The sequence below is a fragment of the Spirosoma jeollabukense genome (genome assembly GCF_054777855.1).
Genome location: NZ_BAAHAD010000002.1, coordinates 1,109,418 through 1,134,328 on the forward strand (window position 1 = coordinate 1,109,418; position 24,911 = coordinate 1,134,328).

At 52.1% G+C, this 24,911-nt stretch carries 22 protein-coding genes; all 22 read right to left on the minus strand.

What is annotated here, in order from left to right; genetic code table 11:
• Position 1: 1 nt before the first annotated feature.
• The 22 genes from ACYVEA_RS12965 to ACYVEA_RS13070 all read right to left on the minus strand — a co-directional run bounded on the left by ACYVEA_RS12965 (position 2) and on the right by ACYVEA_RS13070 (position 24,890).
• Positions 2-1,141 carry a hypothetical protein gene (locus ACYVEA_RS12965; RefSeq protein WP_461113848.1) on the minus strand — a complete coding sequence of 380 codons (1,140 nt, stop codon included), beginning with the start codon at positions 1,139-1,141 and terminating at the stop codon, positions 2-4.
• 80 nt (positions 1,142-1,221) lie between these two features.
• Positions 1,222-2,064 (minus strand): TssN family type VI secretion system protein, encoded by an 843-nt coding sequence (locus tag ACYVEA_RS12970; RefSeq protein WP_461113849.1) that lies wholly within the window; start codon positions 2,062-2,064, stop codon positions 1,222-1,224.
• Positions 2,065-2,137: 73 nt separating this feature from the next.
• Entirely contained in the window at positions 2,138-3,103 is a 966-nt protein-coding gene (locus tag ACYVEA_RS12975; RefSeq protein ID WP_461113850.1) for a type VI secretion system baseplate subunit TssG, read from the minus strand.
• 7 nt (positions 3,104-3,110) lie between these two features.
• Complete coding sequence (locus tag ACYVEA_RS12980) at positions 3,111-4,913, minus strand: hypothetical protein (protein ID WP_461113851.1); 1,803 nt, start codon at positions 4,911-4,913, stop codon at positions 3,111-3,113.
• A gap of 10 nt (positions 4,914-4,923) precedes the next feature.
• A complete protein-coding gene (locus tag ACYVEA_RS12985) occupies positions 4,924-5,343 on the minus strand; it encodes a GPW/gp25 family protein (protein WP_461113852.1) in 420 nt (139 codons plus the stop codon).
• 59 nt (positions 5,344-5,402) lie between these two features.
• Complete coding sequence (locus tag ACYVEA_RS12990) at positions 5,403-7,277, minus strand: type VI secretion system Vgr family protein (RefSeq protein ID WP_461113853.1); 1,875 nt, start codon at positions 7,275-7,277, stop codon at positions 5,403-5,405.
• Between the two features lie 63 nt (positions 7,278-7,340).
• Complete coding sequence (locus tag ACYVEA_RS12995) at positions 7,341-8,105, minus strand: hypothetical protein (protein WP_461113854.1); 765 nt, start codon at positions 8,103-8,105, stop codon at positions 7,341-7,343.
• A 2-nt stretch (positions 8,106-8,107) separates the two neighbouring features.
• The gene (locus tag ACYVEA_RS13000; protein ID WP_461113855.1) at positions 8,108-8,341 is read right to left on the minus strand and encodes a hypothetical protein; all 234 of its coding nucleotides are present in this window, start codon (positions 8,339-8,341) and stop codon (positions 8,108-8,110) included.
• A 28-nt stretch (positions 8,342-8,369) separates the two neighbouring features.
• Positions 8,370-8,915 carry a hypothetical protein gene (locus ACYVEA_RS13005; RefSeq protein ID WP_461113856.1) on the minus strand — a complete coding sequence of 182 codons (546 nt, stop codon included), beginning with the start codon at positions 8,913-8,915 and terminating at the stop codon, positions 8,370-8,372.
• Between the two features lie 90 nt (positions 8,916-9,005).
• Entirely contained in the window at positions 9,006-9,398 is a 393-nt protein-coding gene (tssD, locus tag ACYVEA_RS13010; protein ID WP_461113857.1) for a type VI secretion system tube protein TssD, read from the minus strand.
• A gap of 36 nt (positions 9,399-9,434) precedes the next feature.
• Positions 9,435-10,805, minus strand: coding sequence for a type VI secretion system contractile sheath protein TssC (locus tag ACYVEA_RS13015; RefSeq protein ID WP_461113858.1), 1,371 nt, complete (start codon positions 10,803-10,805; stop codon positions 9,435-9,437).
• 41 nt (positions 10,806-10,846) lie between these two features.
• Positions 10,847-11,302, minus strand: a complete 456-nt coding sequence (locus ACYVEA_RS13020) for a hypothetical protein (RefSeq protein ID WP_461113859.1) — start codon at positions 11,300-11,302, stop codon at positions 10,847-10,849.
• Between the two features lie 74 nt (positions 11,303-11,376).
• Positions 11,377-11,832: a hypothetical protein gene (locus ACYVEA_RS13025; protein ID WP_461113860.1), complete on the minus strand. Its 456-nt coding sequence runs from the start codon at positions 11,830-11,832 to the stop codon at positions 11,377-11,379.
• A gap of 83 nt (positions 11,833-11,915) precedes the next feature.
• Positions 11,916-12,947 carry a hypothetical protein gene (locus ACYVEA_RS13030; RefSeq protein ID WP_461113861.1) on the minus strand — a complete coding sequence of 344 codons (1,032 nt, stop codon included), beginning with the start codon at positions 12,945-12,947 and terminating at the stop codon, positions 11,916-11,918.
• Between the two features lie 67 nt (positions 12,948-13,014).
• Positions 13,015-15,540, minus strand: a complete 2,526-nt coding sequence (locus ACYVEA_RS13035; protein WP_461113862.1) for an ATP-dependent Clp protease ATP-binding subunit — start codon at positions 15,538-15,540, stop codon at positions 13,015-13,017.
• 192 nt (positions 15,541-15,732) lie between these two features.
• The gene (locus ACYVEA_RS13040; RefSeq protein WP_461113863.1) at positions 15,733-16,599 is read right to left on the minus strand and encodes a hypothetical protein; all 867 of its coding nucleotides are present in this window, start codon (positions 16,597-16,599) and stop codon (positions 15,733-15,735) included.
• A gap of 15 nt (positions 16,600-16,614) precedes the next feature.
• Complete coding sequence (locus ACYVEA_RS13045) at positions 16,615-19,479, minus strand: caspase family protein (protein ID WP_461113864.1); 2,865 nt, start codon at positions 19,477-19,479, stop codon at positions 16,615-16,617.
• Between the two features lie 13 nt (positions 19,480-19,492).
• Complete coding sequence (locus ACYVEA_RS13050) at positions 19,493-20,995, minus strand: hypothetical protein (protein ID WP_461113865.1); 1,503 nt, start codon at positions 20,993-20,995, stop codon at positions 19,493-19,495.
• Between the two features lie 19 nt (positions 20,996-21,014).
• On the minus strand, positions 21,015-22,520 hold the full coding sequence (locus tag ACYVEA_RS13055; RefSeq protein WP_461113866.1) for a C1 family peptidase: 1,506 nt from the start codon (positions 22,518-22,520) through the stop codon (positions 21,015-21,017).
• Positions 22,521-22,533: 13 nt separating this feature from the next.
• Positions 22,534-23,058, minus strand: coding sequence for a hypothetical protein (locus ACYVEA_RS13060; RefSeq protein WP_461113867.1), 525 nt, complete (start codon positions 23,056-23,058; stop codon positions 22,534-22,536).
• Between the two features lie 37 nt (positions 23,059-23,095).
• Positions 23,096-23,710 carry a hypothetical protein gene (locus ACYVEA_RS13065; RefSeq protein ID WP_461113868.1) on the minus strand — a complete coding sequence of 205 codons (615 nt, stop codon included), beginning with the start codon at positions 23,708-23,710 and terminating at the stop codon, positions 23,096-23,098.
• Positions 23,711-23,723: 13 nt separating this feature from the next.
• The gene (locus ACYVEA_RS13070) at positions 23,724-24,890 is read right to left on the minus strand and encodes a caspase family protein (RefSeq protein ID WP_461113869.1); all 1,167 of its coding nucleotides are present in this window, start codon (positions 24,888-24,890) and stop codon (positions 23,724-23,726) included.
• Positions 24,891-24,911: the final 21 nt, after the last annotated feature.

The following is a 24,911-nucleotide window of genomic DNA, read 5'->3' on the forward strand; positions in this document are numbered from 1 at the left end:
TTTACCCCCAGATGCCTTTGCGTTTGGTGGGTTGTTGGTCCAGTTCCTGCTTTTCCTGATAAATCGTGCCGCGCTCTTTTTCGACGTAGTTTAATTCACTCAATTTACTGTATAGCGCAATTAATTTATCGGTCAGATTATAAAAGTGGGCGATCATGGGTTGGCAATCGGCATGCAAATAGTCTTCTTCCAGCAGATTCTGTAGCGATGTTTCGAATTCGGCTGGACTGACGTTGCACCAGTTTTTGAAATAATTAAACATCGTATCCCGCTCCTGATCGGGGGTACTTTTAATGGCAAGCTTCAACGTTCGGGCCAGTCGGACACCCAGTTCAACGATAAACAGGGGCGATTCGTCCTGCCCACGCATATCATAAGCATCCAGATGATCACTCATTACTCGTGCGGTGGCTTCCGCCAAATAGCCAATGCTGGAGGCCAGCAGGTTAGCCTGTCCCGATCGGGCATTCGTTCGCACCCTCCCAATCACCGTCGTCGCAAAATCAGCAATCTTACCAAGGTTTTTACCGATCGTCTGGTGATGCTGGCGAAACGCAGGCCAGGCACCCACCGAGCGGCAGGGCGGCAGATACGTACTGTCCAGCGAGAACTGGCCCCCGCTCAGTAGTAACTTGCCAATGGGCAAATGATAGCCCGCCGACATACCGGGTGCCAGCATGGATGCCGTCAATACGCTCAGTCGGCAGGTGGGTTGCGTGTAAGGGTAACGTAGCGGTACTTCTTCAGGATCAGGTTGGCCCCAGGGTTGCGGCTCAAACGGGTTAATATCCAGTACGATATAGCCCATTGTATGATTCGCCCGTTGCCATTGTTCCCGAACGTTTGACAGCGGCAACCGAAGGGGAAGCGTGCGTGCTCCGTCAAAGTCAATCCGTGCCCCACCCGGTGTAATGGCCCGGCAGATCGACAGCGTGAGTTCGCTTCCATCGCAGGTAAGCAACAAAGGGCTTTCTTGCCCTGTCGGTGGCGATAACAGACCGTAATTGTAACTGGTGAGTAATAAGCCCGTGGCGTCACGCACGGCATCGCGCAGGGCATTGTCGTTCGCGATCAGATGCGACCGTGATATTTTCATACCGTCGGCCCAGTTTACGGGCCAGTGCGTCAGTTCGGGGAGCATAAGTACTTTAGTGAAAAGCAATCAAATAGCATAAGTACAGCGCAATTCTGGTTGGTGCTACGTATACCAACGAAATGCTGTTAATTACTAAAACTCCTGGCAATAATAGTGTCTTCAGGCTTGAGACCATTTCGAAGCAAGGACAGCGACGGGTCAAAATAGGTTTTTACCCAGCCTCCCCACGATTCGCGGTAGAAAATCCAGCCCAGCAACGTACCTTCTGTATTGTCTTCGTGATACAGAATCGGGTGCTCCGGGTCTTCCTCATGATTATGTGAGTAAATCATAAATTGAAACAGTTCATCGAGTGTCCGGTCGGCGGGCAGCGTCACCGTAAAGCGATTCGAGACGGGCGCATCGGGCCGCTTGGTTACCAGAAAATTCAGCCGCAGGGTATTGTCTAACTCGACTAAGGGCACGGGCCGCTCAATCGGGTAAAACCATTTTTTGTAGATCTTCGGCGGAATGGCATTCCAGGCGTACAGGGCGTATAGCATTAATACTGGAATCAGAAACGGTACTAAGCCCGTCACGAGCAAGGAGGCAGGCAGACCAGATGGCGTAAGCCAGCCAAACATGGCAGAAAATGACGCACCAATCAGCAATACGGCAAAAGCAGCCAATAACAACTCTGACCAGAATCCGCCCGTTGGCAGGAAGGAGAACAGTTTTCGTGAGAGTACTACGTGCACAATCCCCAGACCCAGCGCCAGCGCTTCGATGAGATAAAAAGCCAGTACGAGCGAACCCACACGGAACATAATTGCCCCTAAGCCAGCCGAAACGGCTATGATACCGACAGTATAAGCCAGCAGTTTTTTCGTGAAGATTTCTTTTCCCGAATGCCGCATAACCAGCCCGATCAGGCACAGAAGGGCCACGACACTATAAACGATAATGGGGAGTATAACCTCTGTTTTCATCCGTAAAGCAAGTTCTATGTATTCGTGTCAGTTCATCATCTTAATCCTGTAAACTCGTTTTGCTCCTGACGAATCAGGTCAACGTAGTGGTCATGCCCAATCGGCCGGCGGTTTCACTGGCCGATAAGCTAAACACATCGTTGACGGCGTTGGCCACTATATCCATCCGCCAGTCGGCATCCGCCGGAAACAGGTAGCCAGCCAGTAAGCCAACCTGTTGAAGGCCAAGGCCACCCGGCAGGAAGTTCTGCAACTGGCTGTCGGTCAGGGGGCCAACTGTTAGCCGAACCAGTCCGCCGTCGTCGATCAAATCGGGCTGCGGCAATACCCAGTCCAGACCCAGTCGACCGTCGCCCAGTCTGGCCGGTTGCCAGTCGGTAGCTTGCGGGGTCTGCCGATTAACGGAAACCATTTGCCGACCGTATTGAATCTGTACGGGGGCCTGCAAAAAACGCCCGAAATAGAAAGCGGTCTGTTCCCAGTTTCCTACAAGCTGATGGGCCTGAGTAATCAGTAAAAACAGCGTCAGTTTCTGCTGGTTCGTTAGTGAATACACCTTCGCATCGGGCGCCACAAGCTTCAGTAGTTCCGATACCAGTAGCTCATCATCGCCCGCCAGCGTCCGGGTTTCAAACCGGGCAATGGCCGCTCGCTGGTGATTGAACTCGTTGTCGAACGGCAGGAAAAAGTGCCGGGATTCCTGCTCCTGTTTCTCTTCCTCCTGACGTATCTCGTCCCACTCATCCTGGTCTTTTGTTCGTTTTTTTGCCCGGTGAAACAGGCGCTCGGGCAACGTATCATAAAACCCATCGCGTGGAATCCCGATCTGCCAGCGCGTTGCCTGTCGATCATCCGATCGGTCCTGAATCGCCTGAATATCCCGCTCGAAATTATAGGCCGAGGTTCGTTCCGGGCTGATTATCAGTTCCCGTTTGGTGATCAAACCGTCATCCAGTAATTCATTCACTACGTTCTCGAACTTCAACCGCCGGGTGGTTACCTGATTCAGAAGCGCTTCTATGTCAGCCGTTCGTAGCATAAATGAATTAATTCTTTACTAACACCCGGTAAGGCATTGCGGCAAATGACTGTTGTTCAATAAGGTGTTTAAGGCGGTGGCAATACTCATCCCATTGGTCGGCTGGCAAAGATTTGGCCGGGTTAGGCGTCAGAATCACGTCAATCGTCCGAATCAATCCCTGCGTTTTCATAATGCCCGTTGAAAGACCCTTCGTGACTGTAACCGCCCGAAGGTTGTCGCCCAATTCGGCAAAGCAAACCGCTTTGATATCTTCAACCGTTACGACCCGCCCCCGGGTTAGCAGCGCCTGCCGGAAAACGGGCAGGTTCTCATCGGGTTTAAGTCGCTGTTTGCCACCGGTCGACGTAGTGATGAGCACTGATTCTTCGTCCGAAAAAACGATTTGACTTCGGTCCTTGCTGAGTTTAGTGCCAAACGGAATCCGATTGGCTAACTCACCGCGCGTACTCCAGAACTTTACCGTCAGCCGACCCGTTTTCTCCGTTGTTTTTACAGTAAGATAGGTAGTTTGCGGGCCACCTTCGCCAATGACGGTATTGATTTTTTCGAGACGTTTCCTGATTTCGTCTATCTCACTCTCCAGCTCGCTACGTCCCAGCGAACTGAACATGGCGCTTTCGTCGCGGAGCAACGTAATCAGGTACGAAACAATGTCGTAGCCATCCCGCTCGTCGAAGCGGGTAATGCCGCCCTGCCGTAATACATACTGGTTCTGACCGTCGCGGGTGATCTGCTGCGCTTCGTTGATTTTTAGTCCGGTGCTGGTTTCGACATCCACCATTTCCAGAAACGACTCCTGAGCGTCGAGCCGAACCGGGAACACATTGAACAGCGGCCGAATATCGGGGGTATCGAGGCAGAGTTTGCGGTTCACAACCGGAAAGGCATTGATCTCGATCTGGGTCCGATAGGTAACCTCGTCGGCCAGGCTTTCGGGAAACTGAATGTTCAGCCAGACTAATTCCTGCGAGAAAAACTTAACCGATTCCTCGGCGGCCAATCCCTGACTCAATTGGGGCGGGCATTTCTGACGGCAATCGCTTAGCGGCACTACGTCGTTCGTCTGTTTCGAGATACTGCTGACCGACAAAATATGCCGACCGTAGTACCGTCGTACCTGTTCATGGATTCGGTCGGAAAGTGTGCCCTTATTAGAATGGAAATTTTCGGGCAAACCCGGCTGCACGAGCAGTTCGGTATTATTTAGCCACAGTCGAGTGGCGGCCACCTGTTCCAGATGCACCGAACGTAACGGATCATTTCGCCAGTCGAAAAACAACAGCAGATTCTCGAACGATTCCAGGTCGGCGTCAACCGTCAGCCCTAGCCAGCACTGATTACCGGGTAGAATCTGGTTCATAAACGACTCCTTTGGCGAAGGACCGTACTCTTTTATCTTGTTCTGAACGACCAGGGTTTTGATCTTCGCATTGTACAGTGTGAAAGAGCCAGCTGCCGAAAAGTAAGTATCTTTCCCCCCGACATTGCACGAAAACGGATGCGTGGGTAATACGTCAAACGAGGGGTCGATGACGTGCGTGCGCATCAGCGCGTGCGCGGGCTGCGGGCCGGTCATTACGTCGGGCGTGAGCAGCTGGGCCAGTCGCTGCACGATACGATTGCGCGAGTTCTGCAATTCATGATGCAATCCTTCAATGCCGGTGGCAAAAGCACCCAGCAACAACCCAACCAGCGGGTCGAAACTCTCCACGGCCATCTCCGACTCGTCGAAGTTCCAGAGCTGGGCTACTTCCCGAATCATCTCACTGCGAATGGCCTCGCGGGATCGTTGACGTTGCGGAGTCATAGGGTTGGGTTTATGAGTAAAGGACTACCCGGAATTTCATTTCGGGCAATCGTTCACGGGTTTGGGTCAGTCGACACTGGACGACAATTTGAATATAGCGGCAAACGCGCGGATTTCGGCCATCTATTTTTTCCTCTACATCCGCCACTTCAATGGTTACGCGTTCTGGCTCGATACGGTTGTCGAACTTACGCAGATACTCTTCAATGGATCGTTTGATCTGATCTTTACTGGGCGTTTCGTTGAGTTCCTGAAAGTCATAGTTATGGATGATGCAGCCGTAGGCCGGATCGTAGTGGTATTCGCTGGGCCGGGTGGCCAGATAGAGCGCAATGTTTTGCGCCACCGATTCTTCAAGCGACAATTTCTCGAGTGGCTGACGTCTGGTCAGCGCACCGAACGAGGGTGGTATGGAGTAATAGTCAGGCATCAGCAATTCATTTGTTATTGGCAGATGGGTTTATAAAAACGTAGTGACCCCAGATTATCTTAATTAATCATGACCATACCCCCTTTAATCGTAGTCGATGGCCCACCGTCGAGCGTGAGTGCAACACTCGCCTTAACCGCAGCGGTTGTATCGGACGAGATGTCTATGGTTTTCCCCGATTCGGCTAAGTCAGTACCAGCGATAAGCGTTAGTTTTTTGCCCGAAATCAGGTCAATGTCCCCCGTATCTGTCACCATATCAATGGAGTCGGTTGCCAACATGGCAACGTTTTTCTTGGATTCTATGCTGATGTTACCGCCCGCACTCATGTTGATCTCGCCACCCGCCTGAAGATTGATGTTACCATTGCTCTTGATGGTGATGTGCGTGCCATCGAGCGAGAGTTCGATGCTGTTCTTCTTGTCTTTATTATAGATCTTGATGCTTTCCTTCCCCGATTCATCGTTAAGAACGATGTGGTTCCCACTGCGGGTAACGATACCCTTGATGTTGTTCTCTTTGTTATATAATTCGCCGGGTTTGGCGTCCAGATGATACCAGGAACTAATGACGAAAGGAAAGTCAGGGTCGCCAAACATGTAGTCGACCCACACATTTTCCTCCAGTTCAGGGATAAAATAAACGCCCCGATCCTTACCGCTCATGGGATGCGATAGGGTGACCCAATCCGTTGTTTGATTATCGTCTTTTTGCCAGGAGAACTGCAGCTTTACCCGTCCCAGCTCATCGGGATCGTTTATGTCCTTGACAATAGCGAGATCGGTTCTGAGTACATAAGGAGGAACGTTATATTCAACGGGCGGATGGTCGGCAGCCTCCGGGATAGCCTCAAAGGTCGCCTGATACACGCCCCTGGCATCGACGTAGTGGGTCAGGCGCGTGACAATGAACTGACCATAGTCGATGGTGTCTAATTTGACGGCCCCTAATTTAGCATCGGCGACATCATAAACACCTTCTTTTATTTTGACCAGGCCGCCTACCCGGAGTTCCATTTCGGGCGTTCGACCCTGCAAAACGGCCAGCTCATTGGCCTGTTTCGCTTTGTTACGTTTGGCTACGTCCTGCAGGCTGCTGCTCGAATGTAGACCCGGATTAACCATCGTCGGTATAACGTTGAATAGTTTTTCGGATTTATCGGCGGCTATCTTGGCCGACGTCTGAAGGCCATCGACCGGGGAGGACGAAGGAGCCTGATTCTTCGTATTGTCTAAAAAGTTATCGTTCAGCCACTTGCTGTTGAGTGGAGTTACCCGCAGGGCATATTCCATATCGAACAGATTAACGCCCAGGGTCAGCGCAACGGGCGGGACGGATGGGCGGGCTTTTTTGCCGAAGATGAATGTCTCGCCATCATAATACATCCATTCGCCCCATGTCTGCGCTTTGCGCTGTAAAAAAGTATATTCATCCTCTTCATATTGTGCGGTGTATGAAAAAGGCACCGTTAAATCGGGATCAATCTTGCTGGTCAGCCCAGCCGCCCCCGTTAGCTTACTGACAATATCTTTCAGCGTCATGTCGGTAAACGAGCGGATCGTTTTGCCAGCGCAGAGTAAAATGGTGGGGCTGCTTCCTGAAATGATGACTGAGGTTGTGCTCGACTGCGATCTGGACAACCTTACCGACGTAACAATACCCCGAAATAACTGTCCCTGCTGACCGTTCACTTTGCCGCCAACTGACATGCCCTGTTTAAACCTGATCGTGATCTGTTCTCCTACAAAGCTGTCGGCCAGGTCATTAAGTCGAACCACAGCCGTGCGGTTGGGCAACATATCCGGCGACAGGCTGATCTCGAACGTATGGTGACTCTCGAACGGCTGATTCAGATAAATACTGTTGAAACGAGGTAATTGTATGCCGTTGATAGTTACGTCAGCTGTGGCAATAAGTTGCGTTGTGGAAGGCATAAAGGCATTGGCTAGTAAAGATGAATCAACTGCGTGTGGGATTCCCGGATGAAAAATTCCGCATCAGGAAGAAATGACCGATACATTGGCACCCGGCATAATCAGGCCAAGAGCCGCATCATTTATTACCGTAAAGGCAATGGCTTTATTAGAGCAATCCCACAGATAGTCGGGTAAATCCTGAAGTGGCATCGTGCTTGGCATGGATGGAAAATACCCAAAGAACGCTAGATTCAGGGAGGCAGCCGCGATGGCGCCGATACCCGCATTGATGAAAAATATGTTTGTCTCCCGGTTAAAGTCAATCATGTATAGATTATACGTATCATTTCCATTCAACCCGTATAACGTAGCATCGCCACTCGTTGAGGATTGCAGCGCATCGAGGGAAACGGTCTTTAAATGTTTTTCTATGATTTTTCTGATAATTACTTTAAGGCCAAGTTTAGCAGCGCCTAACACAACTCCTTTTAAAGCGGCTTCGGCTGCGTCTGCCAGTAACTTCCCTCCGCTAATACCAACGGCAACACCGCGCACCTGCTTGGTTACACTATTTTTTGTGCCCCAGAATTTCTTCTGTTCAACCAGCGGTAGCTTGGTATATGTATCCTCGTAAAAGGCTTGATTGGTCAGGGGGAGATGGCCATTTAAATAACCGCTTCCGGGACCCAGTGCTTTCGCAATACGTTCAGGCGTAAACTCAAGTGGTGTAAATGGCATGGTAACCGTTCCCCAGGACCAGCCAACCCCCACTATAATGGAGTTCAGAGAGGATAGGCTTTCGCCCGGCTCAAAGCCCAGAATGATAGGGGATTTTGTGGATGACATGGTTAAACATCGGATTTTAGGTGTCCACCGATTCGTACCCGAGAAATAATACCTTTTATTTCAAGACTGAACGTATTCACCTCCTTTACTTCATCTGGCATTTGTGCGTAAAAAGCATGATTTTTAATACTCCATTCTTGACGCCAACATGCAGCAAGACCTAACAAATCAACCATTTGTAAATTGATTGTCAGGAAATTAATAAATGAAATTTGATGGTTTAGCTTCGATAGCATGCTGGACTTTTACTGTTATACACCAGAATCAAACCAATACTAAATCAGTCAGGAACGCCAGAATGTCGCTGGCATCATCCCGGATCAATACCGTTTCGGCAGGAATAACCTCCGAAATATGCTGCCGTTGTAAGCCGGGCAAATACACCTGACTAGCTCCGCCCCATAGCGAAATCGGGCTTGTAAAATGCCGGGCATACGTTTCGCCCTCTTTACCGTACCCTTTTTCGGTTTGCGGGCCGATATTGCCTGTGAAACCGAATACGTCCTGACTAATCCTGACGACTACCAGCGAATTCAGACCGTTCCAGTTATGTAGCACCGCATTGCGCTGCCGGATACAGTCAAGCAGAGTTTTGCCTTTCTTTTTGCTATAAGCCAACAGATCAACGAGGTCTTCCATCGTGCCCCAGAAGGGCGTAATCCGACCACTCGGATTGAACACCTCATAGTCCGTAAATTTATACAGCAGCATTCCCGTTCTTATACGCTCATGCTTAGCCGTCAGGCCATTGAACGACTTACGAATACTGTCTTCAAGCTGATTGAACGTCAAGGTTTCATTAAGTACCATGAAAGCAGATCAACGTAGTGTGAATAATAAGGTCAGGTTTCCGACAAACCTGACGTTTGTCGGAAACCTGTTCAGTCAAATTACTCCATCTTACTCCCGCAGTAATTTCAGTTTCTGCCCGTTCACGTCCAGATCGCGGGAACAGATCGTAAAACTTTGCGTACCCGAGCCCGAGCCCGATAAACTGAATGACTCGCTGAAGTTGATAATGGCCGAGTGATCGAATTTGATCGTTCGCAGCTCTTCGCCCTTCTGGTTCTTCAACTCAATGCTTCCGCTGATGTCGTCTTTGTGCGGTAACACCATCAGCTCAATAATTTTGGCATCAGCGTTGCGGGTTTCAATCGAAACGTCGATGTTGCCGCCGAATACTTCTGAGGTAGTTTCGTTGGTGTTTGGATTTACATGCTGATGAAAACTGTACGAAAGAGAGAGCACTTCATACTCTTTGCCGTCGATTTTCAACGTTGACTTGTGTGCCATTATAGTACGTGGTTTTTACGCGTTAGAATTAATTGGTTATTGTTTTAAGTCAGTATCCCACTGGCCTTTGGTACCAGTCAGGTTGATTTCAAATACCTTGGCCGGAAAGAACGGCTTTAGCTTGACGTTCACGATCACGTGCGTTGGATTCGTTGGGTGGCGCCGGATGTCGAGGCCGCTAAAATCCTCGATGATCTTGCCCGGCCCCCGGATTGTGGCCAGAAAACTGGCGACCTGACCTTTGATTTCCTCCAGCATCTTGTTATCGATGTTCTCGAAGGTCCGGCGATTCAGGAAATCCTGAAAGACTTTCCCAATCCAGTCGAATACCCGCACGACGCTGTAGGTTTGTAAGCCTACGTTGTCGCCGTTGAAGAGCGTTTTGGCCGAAAAAGGAATGACGCGCCCATATTCATAGACCATGGGAATCAGGCCTTTATCTTCGAGTTGAGCAATTTCCCCTTTGCGCATGCTGAACCGCACACCGCTGGCCATTTTGAGCTTACCATGCTGCACCCCGGCCGACGGCTGGGCAATATGTCCACCCCAAAGCATGCCCGCCAGCGCCATGGCCGGTGATACGTAGAGGTGTTCGTCCTGGCCCAGTTCAGTATAAGCTTCGCGGCCTACGATCCAGTTGCAGGGCATCATTACGTTTGCTTTTTGCGGGTCGGCACCGGTTAGCTTGTCGCGCTCGAACGTAGCTTCGACGCTGTCGGGATCATCCAGATGTCGGTAATCGGTCAGCATCATGACCTTGTTCTGATGCGCCAGCGAAGCCCATTTGTCAATGATCGTATTTTTCTTGAGCCAGCCCGGCAACACGAGCAGTGAGTAGTTCTCGGAGAGATCGAGTTTGTCATAGCCATCGCGCAATTCTTTCGCGACCTGCTCAAAAATTCCCGTTGGATTACTGAATCCGTCAGCGTCGGTGGTCTGGTCGTTTCCGGCGTCGAACAGGACAAGGTTTTTGATCTTTTCAGATTCCGCGTTTTCAAAAAACAGCGATAGCGATCGATACGAGGCTTCCAGCTCTTCGGTCTGGGTCAGCACGTTGGCCAGGTTCGTCTTGAGCGTCTGGCTGGCCGAGGCTGCTTTCTGTTCGGCCTCGGCAATCATGTCGGCTACGTTGTCATGGGCTGCCAGCAACTCGGCGAAATCCTGTAGCCGTTTTTTGAGTTTTTTTCGGTCCGGCTTATTGTCGTCTTCGGTCAGAAAAATGCTTTTGCGTGCTTTCTTGGACGGGTCCATGTTTTCGGTGCCATCCACGATCGTTTTGATGAATTCAAATCCACCATACTTGGTCAACTGCTGCACGCTTTCCGTTAGGGGCCGGGCCGATTTTTGCTCGGCAAGTCGTTCCTTCACTAAGGGGGCATTCTCCCGGTTCTGTTCTTCTTTTGCCATGGTGTATATTGCGTTTTTGGATGAGTGGGGCAGCAGTTCAATTAATTAGTATCGGCATCCTCAAGTTCTTGCGCCATGGTATTCAATGCGTCGATAAACGCCTGTTTGGCCTGCGGATCAGCGAGTAGTTTCTGGAAAGCTTTGTTCGACATCAATCGCTTGATCAGGCTCTGGTAGTTATCTTCCTGCGATTGAAGCGCCTGTAAAAAAGCGCTCTGGTCAATGATGCCCTGCTTGCTGAACGCCGTCAGGTTCTGAAAAAACAGCGTTTCGTTGACTTCCTGACCGTCTTCGGTTTCGTGCGTTACGTCGACCTCTGGCTGAAACGTATCGAACGCATCCTGTAATTTCTGCACACCCTGAACGGGGGCCTGGCTCATTGAATCGGCGGTGAATTTGCCGACTATCGCCGTTTTATTCTCCTGGAGGAACTTAATGGCCTCGCTGGTTTCTTCGGGGATAATAACTCCACCGATCTGGGGTTTATTGACTGCCATGAGCTGGAATGTAAGTAACTTGATTTATTGAGTAAGGCTTTTCGTTGGTCTGTATATCAGTGGGTTGAGCTCTACTATTTAGGGATGGGCCGGTAAAACCACCAGTTGCCGCCGACTGTAACGCTGTCTGTATTTTTAAAATAGAGGGTGGTTTTTTTGACGGCTCCGCCATCCGGGATATTTTGTTCATAGACAACAACCTTCCCATTCGCCCCCACGGAGGCTACAATGGCCGTGTGTCGTGGCTCACCCCGCGTTTCTTCCCACCAGCTGCCATCGGCTGCGTCGACATGCACCGTGTAATAGTTGAACTGGATAATATCACCGGGCATTAAGTTCGCCAGGGATACGGGCGTTCCCCAGACGTAATCCGCATCGGAGTTGACGCCGTCGGCCCCCATGATGTCGTTCGACGTCTTGGCGTTCGCATTTTTAAGCGCATTTTCCGCGAATGTCCAGCATTGTCCATCGCCAACCCGATGACCGACTTTGCCCGCTGCCCAGGCTGCTACTACTTTACCAACCGCCATTTTTTATCATTTTAAAAGATTTGTCTTGTGGCTATGTCACTTATTGATGCATTTGCCGGGTTTACATATGGACTCGTTCCCGATTAAAGCATCATATCCAGCATCCGAACCCGCTTGGTCCAGGCACCAGGGGATGATGGGTTATACACGTCTGTATCCGTAATGCCAATTGGCGAATCAGCCGCCTGCACTACTTTAGTCGCATTACCTTCCAGATACACCATGCCGATGTGATGCCAGCCAGCCGCAGTTGTATACTGTCCAATAATATCACCGTTGAGTACGTCTTTAGGGTCAGACACCTCTACCAAACTATAGTTGGCCGAGTTCGTCATTAATTCCACAATGCTGGTCCCGAAGGGATACCGACCCGCTACGACATTGCGGTCATAGCAATAATTGACGAAGCCAATGCAATCGAAGTGTTTTTTGCCCGTGCACACCTCACCCCAAACGATTCCGTTGCCACTACTGCCGATGAGTTTTGTCAGGCCATTGAATTTGTAGGTTCGGGGGGTTAGATTGGCGACAGGGAGAGCCAGCCCGGCCAGGAGGTAAGCATTGGTTTCCAGAGCCGATCGTTGCGGAAAATTGTTCGACGAACCAGCGCAGGTGTTTAACCCGTCAACCGTAGTGAACGCGGTCAGCACGGACGGGTCGCCTGGGTTGAACGAGTCGGTCTGCATCAGGGCAACTTTCGGTTTGTATTTAGCGCCGTCGCCCAGACCAGGGGTATTTCCGGCCGTTCCCCACAGATAGTGCGCTTTACCAACGTGGCTACGTGCCTCATTGACAACCGCTTGCCGCTGCGCTAGCTTACCCTGTGGGGTAAACATCTTTTTCGTTACAGTAACCGGAATGGGCAAGGCATAATCATACAGACCCGCGAAAGCATGCAGCACCGACTGACCAGTTGTCAGGCCCGTCAAATCAAAATACCTGAAATTAGCCTGGCGCTTCTTTTCCTGTATTTTTACGACACTCTGGTCAATAAAAACGCCCAGGTCATTTCCAGAAAAATCACCCCCAAACAAGCCAACCGTTTTTTTCTGTCCAACCTGAAGCGGACAGGTAAGCAGCGGTACACCGGTAGTAGCATCAAAGAAATGTGACATTAGCAGACTGGTCTATGGATTGCATTTATTAGTCGTGGACCCGTTTTTTAGGGAAACAAATGACTGATTAAACGGTCATCTGTACGGTTTCGAACGTCAGTTCTCCTGCTTCGTTGGTCGTCAGGTGCAACGAACTCCCTTTCCCAATCTCACCGGATACGATCATGCGGGAAAGCGGTCGGCGAAGCCGGTTGCGGATCACACCACGTAGTGGTCGGGCCCCATATTTGGGTGTGTAGCCTTCCAGGGCGAGTTGCCGACGGGCTTCGTCCGAAAGTGTAACGGTAATACCCTGTTTGTCGAGCATTTTCAGCAACGATGTCAACTGGATATTGAAAATGCTCACAATGGCCTCTTCCGAAATCGGCTGAAACGGAATGATTTCCGTCAGGCGACCTAAAAATTCCGGTCGGAAGTAGCGCCCCATGATGTCGAGCAGTTCGTTCGACGCTACGATTTCGCCTTTGGCTGCCTTCTCGACTACGTAGTCACTGCCAATATTTGAGGTGAACAGGATGATCGCGTTCGAGAAGTCGCCCTCGCGGCCGAGCCGGTCGTGCAGAAGCCCTTCATCCAGGATTTGCAGGAAAATGTCGAACACCGACGGATGGGCTTTTTCAATCTCGTCGAATAGCACAACGGCAAAGGGTTGCTGCCGAATTTTTGTGACTAACAAACCACCTTCTTCGTACCCAACGTAGCCCGGAGGAGCGCCGTAGAGCAAGGCCGCCGAGTGCTCTTCCTTGAACTCCGACATGTCGAACCGAATCAGGGCGCGCTCGTCGTTGAACAGAAAATCGGCCATGGATTTTGCCAGTTCAGTTTTGCCGGTACCCGTGGGGCCGGAGAAGAAAAACGAACCAATCGGTTGACCGGGGCGGCTTAAGCCCGAGCGGTTTTCCAGAATGGCATCGGCAATAATCTTCACCGCATGATCCTGACCCACAACCCGTTGTTTCAGATGCTCGTCCAGTGCCAGTAACCGATCGCGCTCTTTGGATTGAATTTTCCCGAGCGGAATGCCCGTGCGGTTAGCCACTACAGCCGCCACTTCGGCGGGTTCGACTTTCTCGCGAACCTGTTCGCCAAGGGTTTCCAGCTTATCTAGAAGCAAGGCTAGATGGTCGGCCAGCGCGTCGGGTAATTCAAACGAATCCGTTTGTAGCTCTTCTTCCAGTTGCCCCAGCAAAACGGGGCTGAGCCGGTTTTTCAACTGCCGCTCGAACCAGCGAACGTCAGGCATAGACGCTAGTGGATCACCTATGTCGACTCTCTCCCGAATCGCGACTAGTTCAAGGCGTAGCCGGTCAATTTCGGGCTGTGTCGTTTCGGCGGCCATCTTCATGGCGGCCATTGTGCGGTCGATCAGGTCAATGGCCGCATCGGGGAGTCGACGGCCTTTGAGGTATCGCTTCGCCAATCGAACCGTTTCAGCAACGGTGTTGTGGGCTACGCCAATCTGATGGTGTTTTTCGAATAACGGCAACAGGGTCTGCACCATTCGGATGGCCGTCTGTTCATCGGGCTCCTCAACGGCCAGCACTTCGAATCGGCGGGCAAAGGCTTCATCTTTTTCGAGGTATTTGCGGTATTCGTCGTTGGTCGTTGCGCCGATCAGCGTCAGTTCACCCCGGGCCAGTTCGGGCTTTAGTTGATTAACCAACCCCACGGCTCCGCCATTCGGGTCCATCAATACGTGTATTTCATCGATGAACAGCAGCGCCCGGTCAAACTGCTTCAGGTCGGCCAGAATACCTTTCAGCCGGTCTTCAATTTCACCTTTATACGACGCTCCGGCTATCAGCGACCCCATGTCTAGCTGAAACAATTGGGCATGTTTGAGGTGAGGAGGCACATTGCCCGCGATAATCTGCTGGGCCAGTCCTTCGACCAGCGCCGTTTTGCCCACCCCTGGTTCGCCCGTAATGATCACATTCGGCTTGAGTCGACGCCCCAGGATTTCGATCATCTGCCGGGTCTCGCGATCGCGCCCAACGATGGGGTCAAGCTTGCCCTCGCGGGCCGATGCCGTCCGGTCAATACAGAATTTGAAAAGCGTTTTTCCGGTTGCTGCCGTCTCAGCAGGAGTGGTCTGGCCATTGCTGCTTTTTCCGTTGTTGGCAGCGCCACCCGACGACCCGCTGATGGCCTGTTGAAAGTCCACATCGGCCAGTGCCTTTTCGAGCAGTTGGTTCTCTGTCAGCGGGAACGATTTAAGCTGATCGCGGCTAAACGCTACGTCGGGTTTACACATGGCCGTCAGGACCGCGATGGGCGTCAGCTCTGTCTCGCCGAGCTTCATCCGCACTACGTCCGACACTTCCATCAAGGCACGAACCTTAGGATCACCGGCGGGTTCTTCGGTTGTCCGTGCCGATTTCGGGTAGCTTTCGACCCGAATATCCGCCCAATCCCGGAGGTAGGGTACGTCAATATTCCAGCCTGTTAATTGCGAGGACAGCCCCACATCGTTGTGGAGCAGCCCCACGAGCAGATGACCCGGCGAAAACGTCAGATGCTGGTGCTCCCGGGCAATGGCCTGTGCGATACCGACAGCCCGGCGGAGTTCCTCGGTGTACGAAAGAGTGAGCATAAGGGTTCAGGAATGTGATGTAATTTATCCCGACGGGCTGGTATATCCCCTGAGCTGGTAATTAAACGGTAATTTCTATTTATTAAGCGGTCAAAAGGGTCTTTTTGGCCCTTGCCAGGGCCGTATTTATGCATTATGCGCTCGGTCAGTTAGTGCTGTAAATTTGTAAAGGGCTCATTCATAAGAAGCTGTTTACAAATCACCCGCCCGTAACCGATTGACTTTACTAGTGGCTTCGGTAAGTCGTTCCTGGGCTTGTTGTTTGGTAGGCCCGCTGGCGTTTTCGACTAAACGCTGGAACGTAGTGATGGACGTCGTGTAGAGCCGCTGGCGTTCGGCGGGACTTTTCAGGCGTATCTCATTCGCCCGGGTATAATCACATTCGGCACGAGCCAGGTCAAGCTGAAAGCGTAAGTCCTCGACGACGGCCGGAGCAATGCCTCCGCCACCAGCTGGAGCCGCTGCCGGTCGGGGTGCAGGTGCCCCTCCGCCACCGCCACCGCTGGGTTTAGAGGCCAGCAATCCCTGTAGCATCGTCACTTGCTGATTCGCCGAGCGCAGATCGGCCGAGAGTCGTTCAATTTCGGCAGTGCTATTGCCATTTTTCAGGTTAGCATCCCGCAGAATACCGATTGTATGGCGGTAGGTCAACAGGGCATCGAAGGACGTAACAACCGCCCGCGACAGCCGTTTACTGATCTCATTGGCCAGCATGGCCGAATCGCGCTTGACTTCATACAGGGCTGCCTGCACATTGGCCGACTGTTCCTGCGCCCGCCGGATACCATCCGCTTTCATAACCTCATTTGTGGCAGCCGCCAGCGATTGATCCGTCACCTCTATGTCTTTAAGGGTTCGGTTCATCGTTTCCAGGCGTTCAATAATTCGGGCCTGCTCGTTCATAGTCGCCTTCAGTCGATCATTTTCCTGTTTCAACAATTGACCGGGTGCGCTGAATAACAGATAGGCAGCCCCCAGCACAACGAGCAGTGAGACTGTGTAAAAAATGATAAATCGGCGGGTAGCAATAGCGCGGTCGGCTTGGTTAAGAGGCTGCATAGAGGTGTAAACAAATTACTTGATAATATAAATGGGGAAATCGTTGATATCGGCCGTGTTATAGGTGCGTGGATGCTGGGTGCCGCCCGTGAGTTCTTTCACGCGTTGGGTAATGTACGCATCCAGTTCCTTCGTATAAATCACGCCGTTATGGTCATAATCCGCTTTGCCGTCGAGGCCATCGAGCAGCGCTTTGGTGAAAGCCCCGTGCTTCCAGTCGTCGGACTCCTGCGATTTTTCGTTGCCGGTCGAGGACGCAAATACGGTAGCCCCAACGCCCGCTGAGGTAAAATCACGGACGACTTCATCCATCGACGTCGTCAGCGCCCGCGTTGCCACCTGGGTTTTGCCGAAACTTCCACTGTGGCAGGCATCCAGAAAAACAAGGACTTTACAGGGCATATTTTCGATAGAATGCCGGATGTCCTCATCACGAATGGCGGTTGCTTCCAGGTTATCGAGTTCCACATCGCTGGGAACGATATAGAAATCCTTGCCGGTGCCGTTGACGCCATGAGAAGCAATGCTGATAATCGCCATATCCGTTTGCGTCACATCGCGGGTCAGTTTCTGCAATGCCTTCCTGATTTCTCGCGCTGTTGCTTTTTCATTGGTCAGCGTAGTTACTTTCACCTCATTGAACAAACCACCCTTCTGGCCTAATAGGCTGGCACTGAGGGCATCCGCGTCTTTGTCGGCATAGTGTAGGCTAACGCTGGGATCATTGTATTTCGAGATGCCAATGGCCAATACATAGAGCGTGCGGTTGTTGAGCGCTTTCTTCACGGCTGGTACGTAGGTAATGAGTTTGCGTTCGGAAAGTGCCTCCGCATCTTTGTTCTTGGCAAATATTCGCAGTTCGTTATCGCCCTCCAGCAGCTTTATCGTCCGTTCGACGGCTGTAGCTTTGGCAGTACTGCCGGTTTTCAGGCCCCGCTCTTCGGCTACAGGCCGGCCATTGAGCAGCACCTTAATCTGATCGACAGCACTTTCTGACAGCACTTCGGCCCGGAGTGTGAACAGCTCAGTCGAGACAACCACTTCTGCCGTAGGTTCGATCCAGCGAAATTGCGGGGGCGACATGGCTTTGATGTCCCGTTTCTTTTCGTTGACAGCCGCCAGCGAGGCCTCTAAATTACCCGTTTCCAGTACTTTCTGGATCAATTCGGGATTATAAAATGCCTCCCGATAGTTGGCCACGGGGTAATAGTCGGCGTTTGACAGAGCGCCCCGGTTCACTAACCACCCGATGTATTTTTCGCCATCGGGAGAGGCATCGTAATAGCCGGTCGGGTGCCACATTACCCATTCCCCATCCGTACCAATGAAAAGGCTGGCCAGTGGTTCGGCGAGGTTGTTCGTCTGAAAACTGGCTGTATTCCAGATACGTATCGTCTGGTCGGCGGAACCGGACACGAGCCGCTTTCCATCGGTAGAGGCCCCTAATCCCCAGATTTCGTCCTGATGGCCCCGTAGCTGGGCAACTTCCTGTCCTTTCAGGTTATAGGCCCTCAAAACACCTTTTGCCCCGCCCGACAGGAACAGTTTACCATCCGGTAAGAACCCCCACACATTATGACGGAATCCGTCGGTGTCGTCGCGCCGGATCGTGGCTACCGCCTTGCCTTTGTGCATCAGGGTTAGCAGTTTAGCTTCGCCCGTGCCGTCGGAATCCGTAACCAGGCTGTAGTCGCCGGACGTAACGGGTAACTGACCAAATTTTTCGCCCGGTGTTACGGCCGTGATGCCCTGATTTTTCCAGTCGAACGCACTGGTCAGCGTCGACTGCCCCCGCCCGTCGGTATAGGTATTCGCATAGCCTATTCGGGTGCCATTCAACCCTACACCCCAGTTAATGCGGCCTTTGCCGCCTAATTCACTCAGCAGTTTTCCTCCGCCTTTATCGTTGGCTTGCCACACCAGTAGTTCCTGGTTATAGCCGCCCGCCGTGACGACCATGTCATTGGATAAAAAAGCCACGGCTTTGGCTGTGTTAAGGTTTTTGCCGAACGTAGCGATTTTTACCAACGTAGTATCCCGCAGACTCTGGTATACATTACTGGTGGCATTGCCACCGTAGATGCCACAAATGACGCGCTGCCCGTTGGGCGAGACGGCCAAGCCAAGCGGCACGGTACCGTTTTGAATCCGTTGGCGCTCGGTCAGTTGCGTGTCCAGCACCAATAGTTCGCCGTCGGCATTTCCCACCAATATGCGCGCCAGAGCGGGGGAGTAGACGACCGATTCCAGACTAGCTTTGCCATCGGTGCGCCGGAGTAATTTGCCGTCCGATTTCCGCCAGAGGCAGATTTTCTGGTCCTGTCCAACGCTCACAATCCGGTCGCCAAACGTACAGACGCCCCGTACTTCACTAGTATGGCCCACCACAGACCGTATAAGTTTCCGGGTCTTCATGGACCAGATCGCTACCGTTTGATCGGCAGCGCCGGAAATTAATTCCTGCCCATCGGAGGTGAACGCCAGTGTCAGCACCACATCCCGATGTACGCCCTGCAGCAAGCCAATCAGCTTACGGGAGGGGAAATCGTAGATGCGGATGATGCCCACAGAATCCGGTGCGGAGCCGAGCCAGCCGCCAGCCGCCAGTAGTTTGTTGTCCGGCGAGAGCGCCAGCGTGTAGATTTTGCCAGCGTTATCGGCGCCGGTCTGCCCCCGGATTTCCTCCGCTACGTTGCCGGTCTGCGCGTTCCAGAGCTTAATGGTTTTATCCTCACCGGCCGACAGCAGATACTTGCCATCCAGCGTCGTTAGTACCTGCCGGACAGACGCTTTGTGCCCACCCGTATTAATGTCCAGTTGCTGGGCACCGACGCGCGTAACCAGCAGGCTGAGCAACAGTAGAAGGATATTGTCTTTCATAAATATGGCCTGTCTATTTTAATTTCTGGGTTGTCGTCAGCGTGAGCCAGGTTTCGGCCCGACGAATGTTGGTCGCATCACCCGCCCGACGGTTTTTCTGGTTGATCGTTGGAATATCGTCTGTAATGATCGCAAAGCCCGCTTCCTGGTGCAGGGTTAGTGCCGGGAAGGGTCGTGTAGCTGCGTTGAGTTGTAGCACCTCCGTGCCAAACGGTTCGGTAACGGTGAAAAACTTCTGGATTTTGACGTAGCGGTTTACGTTCAGCGAATCAACGTAATAGTTGTCATCGAGCAGCACATGCTGACCGTCGGCGGTGTGGTAGATAAAGCGCAGATAGCAGGGTTTCGCAGCCCGGACGTATAGCTTCAGCGAATCGCCCTCCGTAAACGTTAACCGGCCATTGCCCCGGTTGGTCAGAACCGATACCTCAAAATCACTTCGGATGCTGTCCTTTTGCAGCGCCTTCTGCATTGCCACCGCCTGCCCTAAATTATCGGGCCGCAACGGTGCTTTCAGCGCCAGTGCTTCGGTCAGCGGTACGGTCTGCACAGGTATAGACGTACGTTTCTTTGTTTGCAGATCGGTCCAGTTGAGTTGCAGCGCCAGGTGGTCATTGTCATCGGTAAAGGAGCCTTCGATACGTATCGACGCGGGGTCGGCAGGTGGGGTCCGGGCACCGGCGGGCAAATCGGCGGGTGGGGGCAATACAATCAGGCCCGGTTGCTCCCGCAGTCGTACGACCAGAAAATTATTCAATACCTTCGAAAATTGACTGCACAAGCCTGTTTTGGCGTAGGTAAACTTTTCAACCCGAATGGGCAGACCTTTGGGTAATCCGCTTTTCATCGCCAGGTCAACCAGCGTGGCCAGCGTCTGATGAAAGGTGGTCGGATTAACGGGACTCATCACCGAAACGGTGGCATTTTTATCCGGTAACGACTTGGGTGACGTAGTAGTGTCAGGAATTTCGGTAACGCCGATGATGCGAAAATCGCTGAAGTAACGGCCTTTATCAACCAACCCGACCCGAAACTCGAGCCGGTGACTGGTCGATTGAAGCTCGCGATCCATAAACCGACCTTTAACGTTTTTGGTCACGTAGGCGTTGACAAACAGGTTACCCGAGGCCGTCTTCTGAATGGGCGAAAACGTAATTTCCTTTGTATTCAGTCGAGTCGTGATACCGCTTTTAGGGAACCAGATGATGTGATTAACCGCGTAGCGATCGGCCGGTAGATCATTGCCACTACGTCGATTTGGCTCAATGTCATTGAAGACCAACACCTCGGGTTGCCGGAACACTTTCTTGAACTCCCCAACGTAGTAGGTTTTCCGTTCGTCAAGGTCTTCGTCAGGGTTTCCGATGGCGTTCAATCCATCCGAATACCGCTCTAAAAGCTGGATTACCTCCTCATGCGCTGCCTGTTCGCGTTCGTTGGGAAATAGCTGCGCCCAGGCTGGTGGCATAGCCAGCCCGTATAACAGGAGTATCGGTATGAGCCGCAGTGGGTGCATGAAGCAAACAATTTGTTGGTTATCGATGCGTAATTTCAACCATGAGCGGCACTACACTCCCTTTAGCCTGGGCATTGACGGCAAAACCCACGTCGTCGGGCGTATAGCTGATGTATTTGGCGGGCATCAGCTCGTTGCCGAGAGCCGCCCGGATTTTAGCGCTTAGGCCACCGCCTGTCTGACTCATCTTCGCCATCAACAGGCTGGCATCCAGTGGTTTCTGTGAGTACAGAATTAACAGATAGTCTTTGCCGGGGTTGTTGTCCATTCGAATCGCTCCGCTTTCGGAGGGGAACGCCACTGTATTATTTTTCCCCAGCAGGGGGCTGGTGTCGTCGCTGGCCGGTAGAATCTTGTGAACCTCCCCGCCCAGGTCCGTGGCAAAGGCGTATACATAGGCCGGAAATGCGTTATTGACCAGCATCCGGAATCGTGTCCCCGACGAATACGCGTTTTTCATGCGGTAGGCCACCAGGTCTTCCCCAGGAGCCGGGCTGGGCGAGGAGTCGGCCTTTTTCGCGCCCCCATTATCAACCTCCAGGTTACGTAGCAAAAGTCGACCTGCTGGCATGACCATATTGTCGGTCGTTTGAAAAGATACTTTGCCCTGTAACGCGACGGGTCCAACCGGTTCGGCCGTGCTTTCGGTAGCAGCCGCTGGCTGGCTTTTGAGTGTTGGATACACCTGAACGGCAAACAGGACGTAGTTCGCCCAGTCCGCGTATTTAACCCAGCAGAACCCCCGGTCGCCCCATTTGCTGCCCCAGCTATTCAGCACCCGGAAGGCCCCATCTTTCAGTTTTTTGTCATCGTAGCCCACCACCACCATCATATTTTTGTCCATGCTGTCGGTCGGCTTTTCGGTTGGAGCGGGTTCCCAAACGCCTTTTTTGCCCAGGTTATAAAAAGAAGGGGGGCAGTAGGTGGCCATGAGCACCGGAAACCCTTCGGAGAGGGCTTTCTTGACCGTTTGAATCTTGACATAAGCGTTCGTTTCATCCGCCTTGAACAAGGTCTGGTAGTCGGCAATCCGGTAGTTGGCGGCCTCATCATCGGCATTGGTAGAAATCTTAATGCCACACTGATACGGCACCGTTTTCAACGTAGCAACGCCCTTATCCTTAACCAGATCGAGCGCATCAAACGCATTGATCTTGCTTTTGCAGTCCATCCCACTTTCGTACTTCAGCTGCTCATAAATGTAGGAAGGCGAAAACACCATCTGGGTAATCTGCTGGGTATTGGTGATACCGCCCTGAATCGCGGCTATCATGGTGCGCATGTGGTAGCTGGTGGCAAAGGCTACCCCCGTCATGTAGGCACCCTGATCGCCGGTGGTGGGCGCGTACTGTTCAAACGAGACGCTGGTGGGCAGATTGGCATAATCACCTTTAATGAGCAAAGGCTTTGACGCTTGTTTCGCTACCTTTTTTTTGTCGTAGTCAAGACCGCTCCCTCGGGGCTGGGCGTGCAGGCAGTACGTTAGTAATAAGAGATTTAGAAGTAATAACGAATTGATTTTCATAGCTTTTTGGATGTTAGCGTTCCTGGACAGCCAGGATATAAATCTGCCAGAAGTCGTCTGCGGGTTTCGCAGCGAAGGGTTGTTTGACAAATGACTCGCGGCTGGCAATAGGCTCGCCCTTGAAAGTAAAGTCTCTGACATCGTGGTACACCTGGTTGTCGGCAAAGAACTTTTTGTCAACCCCTTGTTCGAAATTACTGTAATGGTTCAGCGTCGTTCGGTCAAAGGCGTAGTGGTGCCGTTGGGTCTGGCAACGCTGGGCAAAATCGTCCAGACTTAATTTTACCTGCTCACCCTGGCGCGGTATGACGACGATGTAGCCCGACTCCGAGAACAGCGGTTTCCACTGGCCTACGGTGGTCTCTACCGGTGGCTGCTTTCCCGCTTTCCCGCTCAGCCGATTGGCCGAGCTGACCACTAACTGCACCTTTTTATAAATGTCCAGGCTCAGTGGATCGGTAGCTACCTGGGCCGGTCGATGACAGGCTGCATGAAGCAGGGCTAAAGCAGGCAGGATAGTGTAAAACAGGCGATTCATAGCATGAGCGTCATTGTCTGTGGGTGAGATACTGATTTTACCTGGTTTCGGCCAGCCGGATGTCGCCCAGGCGAAGTGTCCAGCGGTGATTGGCATAGAACTCGTCCATCAGGTCCGTCAAAAGCACCGTCACGTTTTTGGCCTGTTTGTCCTTGTACCGGAGTCGGCCTTTAGCATCCAACCCTTCAAACTGCTGGAAAATCGTGGCTTGTGCTACGTAGTTGCCATTCGCGCTTTTCTGATAATCCCGAATGTAGGCCACGTCGTAATAGGTGATATTCACCTTCTTATACGGCAGGGCTTTCAGCCGGAAGAAGTACTGACGTACGGGCAGGCGCGTTACCCGAACGACCTTACCATTCACGACCCTGGAGACTTCAATCGTAGCCGTATCGATAAATAGTTTCTCTGCGTTTTTAATGGCCAGGTCACGTAGCGTTTCGTTCTGTTCCTTGTCGCCTACGGTGCTGATATAATTTTCGAGTTCATTGACCTTCTGGCTGGCCAGCATTTTGAAGGAAGCCAGTTCCGCGTTGCTCAACGTTGTTTTCTCGTCGACAACCTCCAGATTTTTGGTACGTACCTGCGCCCAGCCGACTGAGCTTGTCGTAAAGAGAATTGTATAAAACAGGACTAAGGCAAATCGAATCATTGTTGAATGGGTATTAATTCCAGATTTCCTGAATGGTAATGACCGCGTACCGACTGGCATCCGAATTACGCTGAGATCGGTTCTCGATCAGATTAATTGTTCGTATACGGTTTGCATTAATACATAATCGTTCAATTACCTGCGAAATGGGCTGTACCTCCACCAGCGTCTGGTCGATATAAATTGTCACGCGCGCCTGAGGGTCGAAGTAACGATAGGCCTCCTGCAGACGCTTGAGCCGGATGGTCGCTGGCACCTGTTCATCGGCCAGATCGTTCAGGTAGTGATTGATAACGTCGATGGCGAGTGGTGGGGGCTTTACCGCAGAACTCATTGGCTGCATCGCTGGCCTGACCGGCTGATTAACCGGAGCGATTGTTGTGGTAGCCTGTGATGCCGTTGTGGTGGCCGTCGGCTCAGTGGCAATCAGGTTGAGCTGGTACAAGGGTGTCTGACGGCCGCGTGGCCCCACAAAGGCCATGACCCGGTTTTGGGCGTCGGCCAGTACTTCGCGCCAATTCGCCGTATTATTATAATGAACGGCGCAGTCGAGGGCGGTCTTAAACGCCTGGGTGTAGTAGCTGCCGTCGGTGGCATCGGCGTAGGAACACTCACCCCGGCTGCAACTGGCGACCAGTACGTCGCCCCGGGCCTGCTGGAACAGGGCTTTGTAGTGCGAAGCGATCGTTTTCTGGTCTTCGACCACCAGATTTCTAACCAGGACGGATCGGGGACGGGCGATGTTATTGCAGCAGTCGCCAATGGTCAGGCAGAAGCGGGCCTGCTTGGTACTTAACTGAGCATGGAGTTGATCGAGCGCTAACGTCGGACCGCTCATTTTTAATAGCGGCCAATTGCTCAAGCGGTCGGTAGTGGTGTAGCCATGCCCTGTATAGTAGGTTAGTACTACGTCATCAGGTCCCGGCTTCAGCGCTTGTAGATACGTCGTCAGCGCGGCCTGACTGAATTGAGCATCCTGTAAAATCGTCAGGTGAACCGTATACTGAATGGCCGCCCCAATGGTGGTAATCTGTGCCTGCATGGTGCGGATGTCTGCCGCACACCCTGAGCCAATAAAATCATCGTTGGTATCTGCAAGAATCAGGGCGTGGAGCGTCTGTCCGGTTGCATAACCAGACCCGCTCAACATGATTATCAGCCAAAAGAACAGTCGACGCATAGGAAGGTGTTTTACCGATTA